Source organism: Tenacibaculum sp. AHE14PA (assembly GCF_019278465.1).
In the GTDB taxonomy this organism is placed as follows: Bacteria; Bacteroidota; Bacteroidia; order Flavobacteriales; family Flavobacteriaceae; genus Polaribacter; species Polaribacter bernardetii.
This window is the reverse complement of sequence record NZ_CP058983.1, coordinates 1,375,475-1,391,742: the sequence shown is the minus strand read 5'-3', so window position 1 is coordinate 1,391,742 and position 16,268 is coordinate 1,375,475. Positions and strand designations below refer to the sequence as shown.

Annotated in this window: 13 protein-coding genes; 5 read left to right on the top strand and 8 right to left on the bottom strand. The window is 29.9% G+C overall.

Going from position 1 to position 16,268, the window contains the following annotated elements; all coding sequences use genetic code 11:
- Nucleotides 1–81: 81 nt before the first annotated feature.
- The 4 genes from H0I30_RS06350 to H0I30_RS06335 form a co-directional block, all read right to left on the bottom strand.
- Nucleotides 82–2,256 (bottom strand): PepSY domain-containing protein, encoded by a 2,175-nt coding sequence (locus H0I30_RS06350; protein WP_218773420.1) that lies wholly within the window; start codon nt 2,254–2,256, stop codon nt 82–84.
- Nucleotides 2,257–2,274: 18 nt separating this feature from the next.
- Nucleotides 2,275–2,706, bottom strand: coding sequence for a DUF2271 domain-containing protein (locus H0I30_RS06345; RefSeq protein WP_255554386.1), 432 nt, complete (start codon nt 2,704–2,706; stop codon nt 2,275–2,277).
- A gap of 67 nt (nt 2,707–2,773) precedes the next feature.
- Nucleotides 2,774–4,258 (bottom strand): ankyrin repeat domain-containing protein, encoded by a 1,485-nt coding sequence (locus H0I30_RS06340; protein WP_218773419.1) that lies wholly within the window; start codon nt 4,256–4,258, stop codon nt 2,774–2,776.
- A gap of 9 nt (nt 4,259–4,267) precedes the next feature.
- The gene (locus tag H0I30_RS06335) at nt 4,268–5,170 is read right to left on the bottom strand and encodes a DUF6607 family protein (RefSeq protein WP_218773418.1); all 903 of its coding nucleotides are present in this window, start codon (nt 5,168–5,170) and stop codon (nt 4,268–4,270) included.
- A 100-nt stretch (nt 5,171–5,270) separates the two neighbouring features.
- On the opposite strand from H0I30_RS06335, the gene H0I30_RS06330 reads away from it, so the two are divergent.
- From H0I30_RS06330 to H0I30_RS06320, 3 genes are read left to right on the top strand one after another with little or no spacing between them, the layout of a single operon-like run.
- Entirely contained in the window at nt 5,271–7,325 is a 2,055-nt protein-coding gene (locus H0I30_RS06330; protein ID WP_218773417.1) for a TonB-dependent siderophore receptor, read from the top strand.
- A gap of 32 nt (nt 7,326–7,357) precedes the next feature.
- Nucleotides 7,358–7,984: an HmuY family protein gene (locus H0I30_RS06325; RefSeq protein WP_218773416.1), complete on the top strand. Its 627-nt coding sequence runs from the start codon at nt 7,358–7,360 to the stop codon at nt 7,982–7,984.
- Between the two features lie 33 nt (nt 7,985–8,017).
- Entirely contained in the window at nt 8,018–9,535 is a 1,518-nt protein-coding gene (locus H0I30_RS06320) for a hypothetical protein (RefSeq protein ID WP_218773415.1), read from the top strand.
- A gap of 105 nt (nt 9,536–9,640) precedes the next feature.
- Here H0I30_RS06320 and uvrA read toward each other — a convergent pair whose 3' ends face one another.
- Nucleotides 9,641–12,427: an excinuclease ABC subunit UvrA gene (gene uvrA / locus H0I30_RS06315; RefSeq protein ID WP_218773414.1), complete on the bottom strand. Its 2,787-nt coding sequence runs from the start codon at nt 12,425–12,427 to the stop codon at nt 9,641–9,643.
- A gap of 236 nt (nt 12,428–12,663) precedes the next feature.
- On the opposite strand from uvrA, the gene H0I30_RS06310 reads away from it, so the two are divergent.
- Nucleotides 12,664–13,251: an RNA polymerase sigma factor gene (locus H0I30_RS06310; protein WP_370624079.1), complete on the top strand. Its 588-nt coding sequence runs from the start codon at nt 12,664–12,666 to the stop codon at nt 13,249–13,251.
- 237 nt (nt 13,252–13,488) lie between these two features.
- On the opposite strand, the gene nth is transcribed toward H0I30_RS06310, so the two are convergent.
- Nucleotides 13,489–14,145 carry an endonuclease III gene (nth, locus tag H0I30_RS06305; RefSeq protein ID WP_218773413.1) on the bottom strand — a complete coding sequence of 219 codons (657 nt, stop codon included), beginning with the start codon at nt 14,143–14,145 and terminating at the stop codon, nt 13,489–13,491.
- Nucleotides 14,146–14,179: 34 nt separating this feature from the next.
- Between nth and bcp the strand changes: the two genes are divergently transcribed.
- Nucleotides 14,180–14,632, top strand: coding sequence for a thioredoxin-dependent thiol peroxidase (gene bcp, locus H0I30_RS06300; RefSeq protein ID WP_218773412.1), 453 nt, complete (start codon nt 14,180–14,182; stop codon nt 14,630–14,632).
- A gap of 29 nt (nt 14,633–14,661) precedes the next feature.
- Here bcp and H0I30_RS06295 read toward each other — a convergent pair whose 3' ends face one another.
- Both H0I30_RS06295 and H0I30_RS06290 read right to left on the bottom strand, forming a co-directional pair.
- On the bottom strand, nt 14,662–15,573 hold the full coding sequence (locus H0I30_RS06295; RefSeq protein ID WP_218773411.1) for a sterol desaturase family protein: 912 nt from the start codon (nt 15,571–15,573) through the stop codon (nt 14,662–14,664).
- A 56-nt stretch (nt 15,574–15,629) separates the two neighbouring features.
- Nucleotides 15,630–16,268: an alpha/beta hydrolase gene (locus tag H0I30_RS06290; RefSeq protein ID WP_218773410.1), complete on the bottom strand. Its 639-nt coding sequence runs from the start codon at nt 16,266–16,268 to the stop codon at nt 15,630–15,632.

The following is a 16,268-nucleotide window of genomic DNA, read 5'->3' as shown; positions in this document are numbered from 1 at the left end:
TAGTATATAAATTAGAATTCGTTGAAAAAGGAAGTGTTCTAAAAATAACTTCTTATCTAAATGAGTAAATAAGAAGTTATTTTAATAACAATCAGTTTTAATTTGATTTGCTTTTTGAAAAGTACTTAACGGAGTGTTTAATTGATGCAAAGAAATTCTTTCTAAAACTTTTATAACACCATTCATCATACTAATAGAACCGCAAATCATAATGGTTCCATTATTTTTTAATGTGGATGCAATTAAGGCTTGCTCTTTTAAAATAAGATCTTGTACATATTGTCTCTTTTGTTCTTGTGAATAGGCAATGTAAATATGTGAGTTAGGTACGTTTTTTAAAAATGGATTATACATTTTTAAAGATTCTTTAGTTCTTCCTCCCCAAAATAAATGAGTTGTAGAAGGTGAATTTAACATTCCTAAAAATGGAGCAATTCCTGTTCCGTTAGCTATTAAAATGGTGCTTTTAGATTTTTTAGAAAAATGAAATCCCTTATTTTTTTCAATTCTAGCAAGTAAAGTATTTGCTGATTTAAGATTGAAAAGTAAATTTGAACAAACACCTAATTCGTGTTTTTTTATACTTAATAAAATATCATTGTCTATTTTACCTACAGAATATAGGCGTGTAATGTTGTCCTTTTTAGGAGTGATTGCTAGTAAATCACCCGATGAAAAGCGCATTTTTTTAAGAGGTCTTAAACGGATTAAAAAAGAAGCATCTGTATTTAATTCAGTAGTATTTATTACCGAAAAAGCTTGCTGTTTTTTAGGTTTAGCTAGTTTTTGTTTTAGTTGTAAGTCGATATTTGTTTTTTGACTCCATTGTGTCCCCCAGGTTTTAAAATCATTAAAATTTTGATTGTTAATTTTATAAAGAGGTAAAGTAGGAGAGAAGTGCTTTTTCTTTTTAAATACGTTATCAATATCAAAAGCAAACTTGCAATATTCAGGATATGCTAATGAGCCAAAACCAACTACAGCATAATTTATGGGATTTTTCTGTTTAATTTTTTCTGCTAATGTTAAAAAGTTACTCGCATTTGAAGGAGGTTGCCCTTCGCCATAAGTAGCCGTTAAAACAATTAATTGGGTAGCTTTATTATAAGATGTGTAGTTGTTTAAATGGTCTATATAAACAGTTTTTTTATCAGTAATTAAAGCATCATATAAAGAAGATGCAATACTAAAAGTACTGCCTGTTTCTGAACCAACTAATATAATAATTTCTGAATTTTCTTTTTTAAACTTGTTCTTAGGTAATGAGTTTTTACGTTTTCTTTCTAAAGTCATGGCGAAACCAGAATAGATAAAAAATAAAATAGCAAGACAGGATAAAAGTAGCATTATTGCCCAAATAATAGTACCACGACCGGTATGTAAAAACAAACTCCAATCTGATAAAATATAAACCCACGACAAGTTTTTATCGCTAATTATTTCACCAGAATATTGATGAACAATCAGCTCTTTGGTTTTTAATTTTAAGAAAAAAAAATCTTCGGCATCATCAGAAAAAGGAAATTCAATACTTTTAACTTCATTTAATTGAATGTCTTTAAAGATAGAGAACTCCTCAGCGGAAATTTTTTTATCCAAAGAAATCTCTGAAAAATCAAAAGTATGGTTAATGTTGTTTTCTGGTAAAAGAGAAAATTTTTCTAGAGATAAGTATACAGCGGTTACTGTAATTATTACTATAGGAATTAAGGTAAATCGACCAATAATTACATGATAATATTGATTAAAACCTTCCTTAACAACTTTAGTGAAGAAACGTATAATTCCGCCTTGCCTTTTAATGATAAGAATGCTTCCTGTAATAGTAATTAGCAATAGGAGGAAAGAGAAAAATCCAACTAAAAAACGACCGGTAGATTTTAAAAATAATGAACGATGTAAATTGGTTGTCCATTTAAAAATAGATGATTTAGAAACAATACTACTTATTTTTTTACCTGTAATAGGATTAATGTAAAAAGTTTCATTTTTTCCGTTTTTAGTAATTACGGCAGCGGTAACAAAATTATGTTCATTAACATCTATAGTTATTACCTCTTTGTATTCTTTTTTTAAAGAAGAAATTGTTTGAGAAAGGGAAAGGTTATCAGTAGTTATTGCATAAGGTTTTAATTGATTCGAAATAGGTTCGAAACTTAAAATTATACCGGTTACAGCAGCAATAAGTATAAAAATAGATGAAGATATAGCCAGTGTTAAATGGCTATACCTCCATACATAAGTAGTTAATTTCATTAAATATTATTTTACTAATTATTGCGGAATCATGCGGATGTAACGTATAAACCCTTTTCCTTCAACCTTGGTTTTTACGTTTTCTGTAGTAAGTTCGAATTCAACATCATCTTTATAGTATTCTTGATCCTCAACGGCAGATTCAAATCTAATTTTATAACCTTTATTTAATTTACTTTCCGGAATTTTAAGAATACTAATAGTTCTATTACCTCCACTAACTGTAGCTCCTGTTATCGCATCTATATCAGCTCTTTTTGTACCTTGAAACTTCCACCATTCTGTTATATCAGAATACCAATCTTCATCATCACCTTGTACATATAGCGTTTTTTCATATTCGCCATCTGGGTTTAATAAAGAAACTGTAATATAAGCACCTTCGCCTGTATAATTTTTTAATTGAATCATACATTTATAAGTAGCATCATCAGAAGTAGTAAAAGCCATCGCTCCGAAAGCCAAGAATAAAATTATAAGTGTTTTTTTCATGTTATTTATGTTTAATTACTTGAATTTATTTTAAAAAACTGATATCGGTATTTTTTAGATTTTCATTTTCTTTAGCTAAATCATATAAAGTTTCATCAAAATCTGTTTTTACATTTTTATTAGCTCCTTTGCTAAGTAAATGTTTTATGATTTTATGATCTTTAGCAATTAAGACAGCTTCCTGTAATGCTGATAATCCTTTTTTGTTTTTAGCATTGATATCAATTTTATAATCAGCTATAAAATTTAGCATAGCAATACTTTGTTTTCTAACAGCAAGGTGAAATAAAGTATTTTCGTCTTTTTGTATCTCTTCAATATTTAAACCTTTAGTTTTTAAAAGCGTTAGTTTTTGTTGAAATTCTTCCGTCTTCTTAGCGTTAAAGGTTTTAAATAAATAATAGTTTAAATAATTTCCTTTAGCATCAAAAATACTTGTTTTTGCTCCTTTTTCTAATAAAAATTTAACAACCTCTAAATTGTTGCTCAAGCTGTTTGTAAGGGCAGATTTTCCTTCTTTATTAGTGTGGTTAATGTTTTTAGTTTTTGAAGCTAATAACTTAATGACCTCTAAAGAGTTCCTTCTAGCTGCATTTATTAAAGGAGTATTTCCATTAACATCAGCTTTATTAATAGCTATTCCTTTTGATATAAAATAATTGAAAGTAGCGATGTCTTTATTTCCATAAGCTAAATTATGAATAGGGTTTTTACCTTCGCTATTAGTTATGTTAGGGTTGATGCCTAAGTTTTCTAAATATTTAAAAAAAGCCAAAGAGTTGTAACCACTTCTAGAACCTCTTGAAGCTAACAAAAATGCATTTCCACCATTTTTATTTAGGTTTTTATATGGGATTTCTTTTTTTAATAATAATTGAGCTATTTTTTTATTACCATTTTTAGCAGCATAATTAAACGCTCCGTTACCATCATTATCTAAACTATTAAGAGACAATCCTTTTGCAGTAAAATAATCAACCAAGGCGAAATCTTTTAAATTAGGAATTACTAGTAACAACGCATTAGCACCATTTTCGTTTACATCATTTTTAATATCGATACCGTTTTTAATAAGTACATCGTATATTTTTGTGTTGGTTTGTCCTGCTGCCGCAGCAAAAGTTAACGGTGAAAAATTATGAGAATCTTTTAAATCTAGTCGAGCTTTATTATCAATAAGATGTTTAACTAATTCTAAATTTCCTTTATAAGCAGCCCAAAACACATAGGTTCTTTTATCATGTGTTAGCTTATTTACACCATTATCTTTTTGTTTAAGCAGGTGTTTTATAGTAGTATTTGGTGCTTCAGCTAAAATGGCATTGGTAACAGCATCAAATCCATTAGATGTTAATGCGCTAGGATTGTTGTTTTCTTTTATTTTTTGATTAATAATAGCAACAGTTGGTTTTGTTTTCCAGAAAGCACGATCAAAAAAGACGTTTTTTGTTTGTGCCTGTAGCATACTTACTAAAAAAGCAAATACGAACGTAAGTTGTAAGTTTTTCATGTGTTTTATTTATTTTTTAACGAAAGATTCAATCGTTTTATCTATTTGTTGTTGCTCGGTTATTTGGTCTGAAAATAAGTGTTTATATAGTGGTTTGTTCTCTACTTTTTTTTCTAGAGAAAGATTGTTGTTTCTTCCATAAACTTCATCCCATTTATTTCTAACTAATTGCCATTTGTTGGTGTTTTTTTTCCACCAATCTTGCGATGCTTTACATCTAGTATCAGCAACTTTAACATAAGTGTTGTAGCCTTTTTCATGTGCTAATACAATATCTTTAGTGCCTGCTTTTCTAATTATTTTCTTGTTGTCTTGATCGTGTATCCATCCGTAGTTAGTAATTTCATGGCGGTTTCCTCTTTCGGTTACATTATAGTCACTTCTTTTAGTGTATTCTCTACGTGGTAAAGGCGCATCTGTTGTGTTTTCCCAATAGCTTTTTCCATCTACATGTACCCACGTTCCTGAGCCTTCGTAACGAGGACTATCATCTACTTGATATACTTTTTGTGTCCATTGTTTTTTCACATCAGCTTTTGATTTGTTTTCATATAACCAATTATTATCTCCGTTATACATATAAAAATCTTGATTTTGATATGCCCAATCTTGTCGCCAATGTTTTACAATATGGGGACTAACAGGATTACCAACTTGAAGTAAATGTTGAATAGAGATATCATTTTTGCCATCTTCAATTAATTGTGCCCATTCTAAACCTTTTGCAATTTTTGTTTTTGATGGCTTATATAAAGAATCTTTACTGTTATTAAAAGTTTCCGCAAAATTGAAAGTCACTTCAAAACAGCCACACATTTTTTTTATAGCTGCTTTGTCTTTTGTCTTTTTACTCTGAGCATTTATTGTCAAAGCAGTTAATAATAACATGCTTCCTAATAATACTTTTTTCATTTTATGATTTATTTTTAGTTGAATTAATTTTTTGACAAAAATATAAATTTTATTTAGATTGATTTAAAATAAAAGATATATTTTCCGAAAATTATTAAGAATGTTTCTAAATAGAAAAATATTAGGTTTTTTCACTTTTATAAGTTTAACTGTTTTTTCGCAAGAAAAAACAGTGCAAAATGATGAAGCTCTAGAAATAAGCGAGTTAGAAGAGGTGATTGTTACAGCAACAAGAACTAAACGACAGTTATCATCAATACCAATGCCTGTTACGCTAATATCTAAAGAACAGCTTGTGAAATCGGGAGCAATACGTTTAAAAGATATTTTGCTAGAACAAACAGGAATCGCTTTAGTTTCTGACTTTGGAGGCTCAGAAGGAGTTCAGCTACAGGGTGTTGCGGCTGATTATACTTTGATTTTAATTGATGGTGTTCCGATTGTAGGAAGAACCTCTGGAAACATCGATTTAAATAGACTTACAGTTAATAATATTAAGCAGATAGAAATTGTTAAAGGACCATCATCATCTTTATATGGTTCTGAAGCAATAGGTGGGGTAATTAATATAATTACCGAGCAACCAAAAAATGATAATTTAAAAGGAACTGTTAGTTACTTTGTAAAAGGTGGAGCTACAAATGAGTTAGATATTAATACAAACGTTTATGTGAAAAGGAAGGGTTTTGGATTGGTTTCGGGAATAAATTTAAACTCCAGCAATGGTTTTGATTTATCACCTGAAACTACTCCAAAAACAACAGAAGCACACCAAAATTTTACTGGACATTTAAAGTTGAGTTACGATTTTTCTAATCAATTAAAAGTTAGTGTAGCGAATCGATTTTATCAACAAAATCAGCATAAAAGTAAACAAACCGATTGGAATGTTAATACCACAATTAATCATAAAATAACCGACAAATGGCAGTTAGATTATAATTTTTATACCACAAAGTATAAGGCAGAAAGTGTATTTAATAATGATGAAACATTGTATAAACAAACTTTGTTACGACCAGAAATTAAATCGACAAATAAATTTAATTACGGAACTTTAATTGCAGGAGTAGGAGCTAATTTTGATGCTTTAGAAAGAACCGAGTTCAATGGTGTTAAAAAATACGATACACCTTATGTGTTTGGACAGTTTGATTTTAATCCAACTCATAATTTAAATGTAATTATAGGCGCTCGATTTGAAAATAGTAATCAATACAAATCAGCATTTACACCCAAAATATCATCAAGCTATAAAATTAATAATTGGCTCACGGCAAAGGTATCGGTAGGTTACGGATTTAAAGCACCTGATTTTAGGCAACTATATTTTAATTTTAGAAATTCAGCAAGCGGATACGTGGTTTTAGGAACCCAATCGTTACATGATTTGTATGGTAATCTACCAGAAATACAATCAATTGATAAAGAATTAAAACCAGAAAGTTCGGTTGGTTATAACTTCGGATTTGAATTAAAACCATTACCAAGCTTAAAACTAAATATTAATTTATTTAGAAATGATATTAAAGACTTGATTGATACGTATGACACTCAATTAAATGCTTCAATATTAGGGTTACCCGCCGGAGCACGTACATTTTCATACAGAAATACAAACAAAGTATACACACAAGGAGTAGAGCTAGAGGCGAATTATAAACTATCCTCAAATTTTAACATTTTAGGAGGGTATCAATTTTTGGATACAGGCGATAAATCGCAAGAAGATTTAATAAAGTCAGGTAAGGTTTTTTACAGAAGAACACCGTTGTCTTCATCAGAAAAAATGACAATTTCAAATTATTATGGGTTGCCAAATCGATCAAAGCACATGGCAAACTTTAAAATATTTTACGAAAATTATCAGCATGATTTTTCAGCAAATATTAGAGCAGTGTACAGAAGTAAATATGCCTTGTTTGATACGAATAACAGTCAAGGAATTATTGATGAGTATGATGATTTTGTTGTAGGCAATACACAGGTTAATATAGCAGCCTCAAAAACATTTTTCAATTTGATGAATGTTCAACTTGGTGTTAATAATATTTTCGATGAAAAAGGAACAGAAAATAAAAGCACCTTTAAAAATAACGATAGTGTTTTGCGCTTAGGAAGCACTTATTATGGTAGAGTCCAATTTAATTTTTAATATAAATCAAATAAATATAAATCAGTAAAAAAATGAGAGTTTTAAAATCAATCTTTTTAATAGCAATATTTGCTTTAGTAGGAATGTCATGTTCAGAAAATGAAGATCCTATTGTACAATCTGTAGAAGCTAAAACTGTTTCAAATTTGTATGCACCACAGCAGCAATCTGGACATGGTCAACCGATTTCTGGAGGATTTACTAAATTTAGTTTTAAAGAAGGAAAACAAGTAACGGGAGATAATTGGGATGTTGCTTTTAGAGGTCTTAGAGTTATTGTTAATGGAGGTAGTAAATATGGTTTAACAGATGAACCAGAAAGAACAGGAAATGCTTCTTTAGCTGTCGTAAAAAATGTATTTAAAGATGCAATAGAAGCACCAGCTGCTGATACTTTTAAACAAGATGCATCAGGAGTTTATGCAATTACTGCTGACGGAGGAGACGATTGGTATACTTATAGTAGTGGAATTGTTAAAGCCAATGCAGGTACTATTATAGTTGTAAAAACTATTGAAGGTAATTATGCAAAAATGGAAATTAGAAGTTATTATAAAGGTGCACCAGCAGACAAAGATATAACTACTTCAAGCGAAGGGCGTTATTATACTTTTAATTATGTGTACAACCCAATTGTAGGAGATAAGAGTTTAAAATAAACTATAAATATTAATTAACTAACCTTAAAAATTATGAAAATAGAAACTATGATTAAAAAAATATTTTTAACATCTGTAGTAATATTAATAAGTCTTTTATCATTCAAAACTTTTGCACAAGAAGAAAGAAAGTTAATAGAAGAAAAAGAATTAAAAAAATTCAACTCTCATCATAGAGTAACAGTTACGCATGTAGAATATGCTAACGGTAGTAAAATCCCAGCAGGTTCACCAATAGAAATACCATTAGGAGGTACTGTAGATTTAAAAATTAGTGTTTTAGTATTTAACGCTACTAGTGTTTTTCAAGGATACTCACAGTTATTGTATAAAAAAAGTCAAAATAAAAGCTGGTCAAATTTAGGGACGGCAATTTACCGCCCTAATTCTTTTATGACCAATTGGGTAAGAGAGTTTAAAATTACATTAACTAGTAATATGTTTGAGCAGGGACAGACAGGCTATTTATCAGCTAAGTTTGGGACTAATCATGGTAATCAATGGGTAGGAGAAAATTCATATAAGGTAATTATTGGTTCTCCAACTCCTGTTTCAAAGAATGTTATTTGTTGTGACCAAACATTAGAATTTGATGAGATTCCAGCAACTTTAACAGGGACAGGTCCTGTCAACGGCAACGAAAATTATACTTATAATTGGGGTGTCCGAACTAAATATTTTGGAGATAACGATTATGGAACTTGGGTAAGAATAGGTAATATTGTATCAAGTGATGTTAATCAAAATCTTAAATTTACTAGATCGCATAATGATGTTACAGACAAGCCATATTATATTCAATATAGAAGATATGCTCATTCTTCAAGAACAGGAAAAAGCAGTTACAGTAACATTATTACTATTAAACAGAATCCAGATAATCTTGGTATTAGAAATAATACAATATCTACTATATCTGGATCAAAGTTTTTTAATGGTAGCGCTCCAGCAGGCGGAAGTGGTGTTTATACCTATCAATGGTATTTTACATTTGAATGCCCTTCTCAAAATGATGCACATGCTTATAACGAACCTATAACGGGAGCTACTGCAAAAAATTATTCTGTGTCCTTCCCTTGGTTTGATAGTTTTTCTTGTAAAGAGAATGTATTTTTTCATAGGTTAACTAAGGATTCAGGAGGAAAAACTCAATATACAAATTCAATTAATATTTATGGTGATGACATATCTGTTTATTTTAGTAATAGAAGTGCTTCAACAGACACAAAAAAGAAAAAAATACTAGAATTATCAATAAAAAGTACTGTAAATACTCCTGAAAGAAAAGTAGTTGATGAAAATTTTAATGTATTCGTAGATAATTCATCTGAAAAGCTAATAGTGAAATCAAGAATAACTGAGAGTACAAATCTTACTATTTCTTTAACATCTATTTTAGATGGGAGGACTTATAAAGTTTTTGAAGATAAAGTTAAAAAAGGAGATTGGAAATTTGAATGGGATAGAACGAAAGGTGTAAGAAAAGGAATTTATGTTTGTAGAATGGTAAATAATGGTAAAATTTTCACTAAAAAGATAATTATTAAATAAGAAGAGTTTCAGTAATGTAATTATTGAATTTTGTTAGTTTTTGTTACGTTGAAACTGTCTAACTCGAAAAGAGTTAGGCAGTTTTTTAGTTTAAGATTTAAAAAATTATAACTTCTCTTGTAAATACTTAGCGGTATAAGATGCTTTATTTTTAACTAACTCTTCAGGCGTTCCAGTAAAAATTAAATTCCCGCCATTTTTACCACCTTCTAAACCAAGATCGATAATATAATCGGCACATTTAATTAACTCGATATTATGTTCAATAACAATTATCGAATGTCCTTTTTCGATTAAAGCATTAAACGATGCTAATAGTTTTTTAATGTCATGAAAATGCAATCCAGTTGTAGGTTCATCAAAAATAAATAAAGCTTTGTCCTTAGTATTTCCTTTTATTAAAAACGAGGCTAATTTTATACGTTGCGCTTCTCCACCAGATAAGGTTGAAGACGATTGCCCTAATTGCACATACCCTAAACCAACATCTTGCAAAGGTTTTAATTTTTTAGCAATTTTAGGTTGCTCGTGTTCTGAGAAAAAAGCAACAGCATCGTCAATAGTTGAATTTAAAATGTCATCAATAGATTTCCCTCCAAAAGTAACTTCTAACACTTCTTTTTTAAAGCGTTTTCCGTTACAGGTATCGCACTGCAAATGCACGTCGGCCATAAATTGCATTTCAATCGTAACTTCACCTTCACCTTTACAAACCTCGCAACGACCACCTTCTACATTAAAAGAAAAATGTTTAGGTTGGTAATTTCTTATGTTAGATAGTTTTTGATCTGATAACAATTTACGAATGTCATCGTAAGCTTTAATATAAGTAACAGGGTTTGATCTTGAAGAACGCCCAATCGGATTTTGATCGATAAATTCAATATGTTTTAAAGTATCAAAACTTCCTGTTATGTTGGTGTATTGGCCAACTTTATCTCCATATCCGTTTAGCTTTTTCTGCATTGCAGGATATAAAATTTTCTTAACCAACGTACTTTTTCCACTACCTGAAACTCCTGTAATTACCGTTAAGTTGTTTAAAGGAAAAGAAACATCTACATTTTTTAAGTTGTTTTCTCGTGCACCAATAATATTAATGGTGTTTTTTGATGTTCTGCGAGAAGTTGGAATATCAATTTTTAATTCTTCGGATAAATATTTAGCCGTTAACGAATCTGATTTCATAATAGCATCAAAAGTACCTTCGGCAACTACGTGTCCGCCATAAGTACCTGCTTCTGGGCCGATATCAATAATATAATCAGCTTCTTTCATAATATCTTCATCATGTTCAACCACAATAACGGTATTCCCTAAATCACGTAAATCTTTAAGAACCTCAATTAGTCTTTCTGTATCTTTTGGATGCAAACCAATACTTGGCTCATCTAAAATATACATAGATCCTACGAGCGAACTACCTAAAGAAGTGGCTAAATTTATACGTTGACTTTCACCACCAGAAAGCGTGTTAGAGGTGCGATTTAAGGTTAAGTATTTTAAACCAACATCAGTTAAAAAAAGCAAACGATTGTTAATTTCGGTAAGCAATCTTTTTGCAATGTTTTTATCGTTTTCATTTAAGTTTATGTTCTTAAAAAAAACAGCCAATTCATCTAAAGGAAGTGTAACTAAATCAGAAATTATTTTATCGTGTACTTTTACGTAGTTGGCTTCTTTACGTAATCTTTTACCGTTACAATCGGTACAGGTTGTTTTTCCGCGATAGCGAGAAAGCATTACTCTGTTTTGAATTTTATAGCTTTTTTCTTCTAGTTTTTTAAATAAATCATGTATTCCTTCAAACTTATTTGTCCCGTTCCAAATAAGCTCTTTTTGTGCTTCAGAAATTTCAAACCAAGGTTTATGAATAGGAATACCAAATGTTTCTGCATTAAGTATTAGTTCTTCTTTATATATTCTGTAAGCATCAGTTTTAAAAGGAAAAATAGCATCTTCAAAGATTGATAATCCGGTATTCGGAATCACTAAATCTTCGTCAATACCAATTACGCTTCCGTAACCTTCACAAGTAGGGCAGGCTCCGTATGGGTTGTTAAAACTAAATAAATGCGTGTTCGGTTCTAAAAAAGTAATACCGTCTAACTCAAATTTATTACTAAATTCAGTAACAACCTTCGTATTTAGGTTTTCTATTAAACAGAACCCCTTTCCTTCAAAAAAAGCAGTTTGAATAGCATCTCCTAAACGATTGTAAAAATCTTCTTCGTGTTTTAAAACAATTCGATCAACCACTAAAAATAATGCTTCATTATTATAATCTTCAATAGGAAAATCATCAATTCTTAAAACAGTATCATTATATTTTAATCGCGCGTAACCTTGTTGCGTTAATACTTGTAAAACAGTTTTTAAATCTCTATTTTCATTAATGGTAATTGGCGCAAGTAATAAAAGTTTAGTGCGCTCTTCGAAATTTTTAACGAAAGTAAGCACATCAGAAACGGTATGCTTTTTTACTTCATTACCAGATATTGGCGAAATAGTTTTACCAATACGCGCGTATAATAGTTTTATATAATCGTAGATTTCGGTTGAGGTACCTACAGTTGATCTTGGATTTGTTGAGTTTACCTTTTGTTCGATTGCAATTGCCGGAGCAATCCCTTTTATATAATCTACTTTAGGTTTGTGTAATTTCCCTAAAAACTGACGTGCGTATGAAGATAAACTTTCTACATAACGACGCTGTCCTTCGGCATACAAAGTATCAAAAGCTAAAGAAGATTTTCCAGAACCAGAAAGGCCTGTTATTACAACTAATTTATTTCGAGGAATAACAACATCAATATTTTTTAAATTGTGCAGTTTTGCCCCTTTTATAATAATGTTTTCCTTAGGATTAACGGTAGAAATATCTGTTTTCATCTATAAAAAAATAATGTATAAAAATACCATTTTTGTAAATGAATGAAGAAGATAATTTGTTCTTTTTTTTTTAAATAACTTATAAAATTAATTTAATACTTGTATTTGTTAATAAAAATAACAATATTTGTAACTAGTTACTAATCAATAAATAAAAAGCCTATAGCTCAATAATTACTTTTTAAAGATATACCCTTAACGAAAGAATGTTTAACGACGTTCTTAAAAAAGTAATTATGATGCATAAAGATGTTGTAAGCGATAGCGCTTTAGTAAGAGACTACATTAATGGAAAAGAGTTAGCAATAGAGTTGCTAATTAAACGCCATCAGAAAAGATTATATAGCTTTATATATAGCAAAGTACAGAATAGAGATACTACAGAAGATATTTTTCAAGACACTTTTATTAAGGTGATAAAAACACTTAAAAAAGGACGTTATAACGAAGAAGGTAAGTTTTTGCCTTGGGTTATGAGAATTTCTCATAATTTAATTATCGATTTTTTCAGAAAAAATAATAGAATGCCTACTTTTAACAATACAGAAGATTTTGATATTTTTTCGGTACTAACTGATGGTGCTTTAAATGCTGAAAATAAAATTATAAAAGAACAAATTTTATCTGACGTTAGAGATTTAGTAGAAGAATTGCCAGAAGAGCAAAAAGAAGTTTTAAAAATGCGTATTTATAACGATATGAGTTTTAATGAGATTTCTGAGAATACAGGGGTGAGCATTAATACGGCTTTAGGGAGAATGAGATATGCATTAATTAATTTAAGGAAAATAATAGAGAAAAATAAAATAATTTTAGTAAATTAGACAATATTAGTAAAAATGCGTCGTTAAATACTTGATAACAAAATATATAAAGGGAATATATGATGCAAACTTACTCACAGAGATCTTCGGATTTCATTATGAAACCTAAACAAGAAACAATTCAATTTTTGATTAATTTTTCTAAATCTTTACAAGTAGTTAAAACCAAATCAAACTATCTCATTGAATTGAATTTGAATTAAGAGAGGAAAAGCTTCAACACTGGTTGAAGCTTTTTTATGCGCGTTTTTTATAATATTCATCTAAAACAGTTTTTCTCCCTATTGTTTTTGTAATAATATCATTTTCTAAATCCCAACCACGAGCAGGAGAATATTCACGTCCGTACCAGATTATTTGCAAGTGAAGATCATTCCAAATTTCTTTAGGAAATAAACGTTTTGCATCTTTTTCTGTTTGAGCTACATTTTTACCGTTCGTTAAATTCCAACGATACAATAATCTATGAATATGAGTATCTATTGGAAAAGCAGGAACACCGAAAGCTTGACTCATTACTACTCCAGCAGTTTTATGGCCTACAGCAGGTAATTCTTCTAAAAACTCAAAACTCTCAGGAACTTCTCCGTTATGTTTTTCGATTAATATTTTAGATAAACCATAAATTCCCTTCGATTTCATAGGTGACAATCCGCAAGGCCTAATGATTTCTTTAATTTCTTCTACAGTCATTTTTACCATATCGTAAGGATTATCTGCTTTAGCGAATAAAAGAGGTGTAATTTTATTTACACGAACATCAGTGCATTGCGCAGACAATAAAACGGCAATAAGTAAGGTGTATGGATCTTTATGATCTAAAGGAACTGGTATTTCTGGATACAATTTCTCTAATGTATCTATCACAAATTGAACTTTGTTTGCCTTGGTCATTTTCTTTATCTTTATATCGACAAAAATACAAATTATGACAACATTAAAAATAGGAGATAAAGCACCAAATTTCGAATCTGTTGATGAAAAAGGAAATACAGTAAAACTTACAGATTACAAAGGTAAAAAGTTAGTTTTATTTTTTTATCCCAAAGCAAGCACACCAGGTTGTACAAATGAAGCGTGTGATTTGAGAGATAATTATCAGGCTTTTTTAGCAAAAGGTTACGAAGTTTTAGGAGCAAGTGCAGATTCTGCTAAACGACAACAAAACTGGATAAACAAACATGAGTTGCCTTTTCCATTATTGGCAGACGAAACTAAAGAAGTAATTAATGCTTTTGGTATTTGGGGTCCAAAAAAGTTTATGGGAAAAGAATATGATGGAATTCACAGAACGACTTTTGTAATTGATGAAAACGGAATTATTGAAGATGTAATAAGTAAAGTAAAAACAAAAGAACACGCTAAACAGATTTTAGGATAACAAAAAACCGAGCTTAAAGCTCGGTTTTTTTATTTTTGTTTAGCTGATAATTCAGCTTGTAATTCTTTACTTGTTTTAGAGCTGTTATCGTGACTCCAACCTGGAGGCATAAAAACATATTTAAGTCGAGTACCTAGCGGTAAATGTTTTTTTCTATTAAAGAAATCTTTAAAAATCTCTTTCCATTCATGAAAAATAATATTGATAGGACCTTTGTCTTCTAGCGGAGAAGTTAATCCGTAACGTAGTTTTTCGTAAGTTACTTCATCTTCTTCAGCTTGAAATGTTCCGAACATACGATCCCAAATAATTAAAACCATTCCCATGTTTTTATCCAAATATTTGGTGTTTGAGGCATGATGCACTCTATGATGTGACGGAGTTACAAAGAAAAATCCCCATAGACCTAATTTACTTTTTATGAAATTTGTATGACACAAAGTACCGTAAATTTGATTCAGTGCATAAGCAAACATAATATGTAAAGGTTCAACCCCTAAAAAAGCTAAAGGTAAAAAGAACATATAACGAAATAAAGGCTGTAATACTGGTGAACGAAAGCCTGTTGAAATATTATAATATTCAGAGTTGTGATGTGTTACATGAACCGCCCAAAAAAACCTTGAATGATGATCTACATAATGATGTATGTAATATAAAAAGTCTTGACCAATAAAAGCAAATAACCAATAAGCTATACCTAAATATTCCCAATCTACAATTCGATAATAATAGCAAATTCCCATTACACCAAAAGAGATTACTTTCATTAATATGTCTAAACTAAAGTTAATTAGTGCAAAATAAACATTCGTAGAAGTATCTTTAAAATCGTAGTTTTTCTTCTTCGACCTGTAACTAAAATATATTTCAATTAAAATTATTGAAATAAAAAATGGTGTGCTCCAAAAATATAGAACATCTTGATTTAATAAACCCATACTAATTCTTTAGAATGCAAAAATATTCCTTTTTACTTAAAGATACTAATTAATTTTTATAAACGATTTTCGATCCACTTTTTAAAACTATAAAAGTTTTGAGGAGCCACTCCGTGGCCTACCGGATATTCTGAATATTCGCTTTGTAATTTATTGTCAGATAAAATTTGTGGCGCTTTTCTAGCCCAATCAATAGGTAGTACCTGATCTACGGTTCCATGAGAAATATAATAATCTGTAGTAATCGTATTAGGTATTTCTTTAGGTAGTAATTCTTCGTTAATATAACCACTTAAAGCAATTACATGTTGTACTTTATTCGGATAATTAAAACTTAAGGCATAACTTAAAATAGCTCCTTGACTAAAACCTAAAAGAAATGTTTTATCAGGATTGGTATTGTATTTGTTTTTAATTTCATCAATAAATAAAGCAATTTCATCAACAGATTCTTTTGCTTGCACTAAGTCAGAAAACTTTCCGTTAACAGCATCAAAATTAATAGCATACCAAGCATAAGCTCCCATACCCATACTGTGTGGTGCCTGCGCACTAACAATTAATAAGTTATCAGGTAATTCTTCTGCAAACGAAAATAAATCTTGCTCGTTACTACCGTACCCATGTAGTAAAATTAATAAAGGCGGATTTGTAGTTGTGTTCTTAGGTTCTCTTAGGATGTAATGTAAACTCAT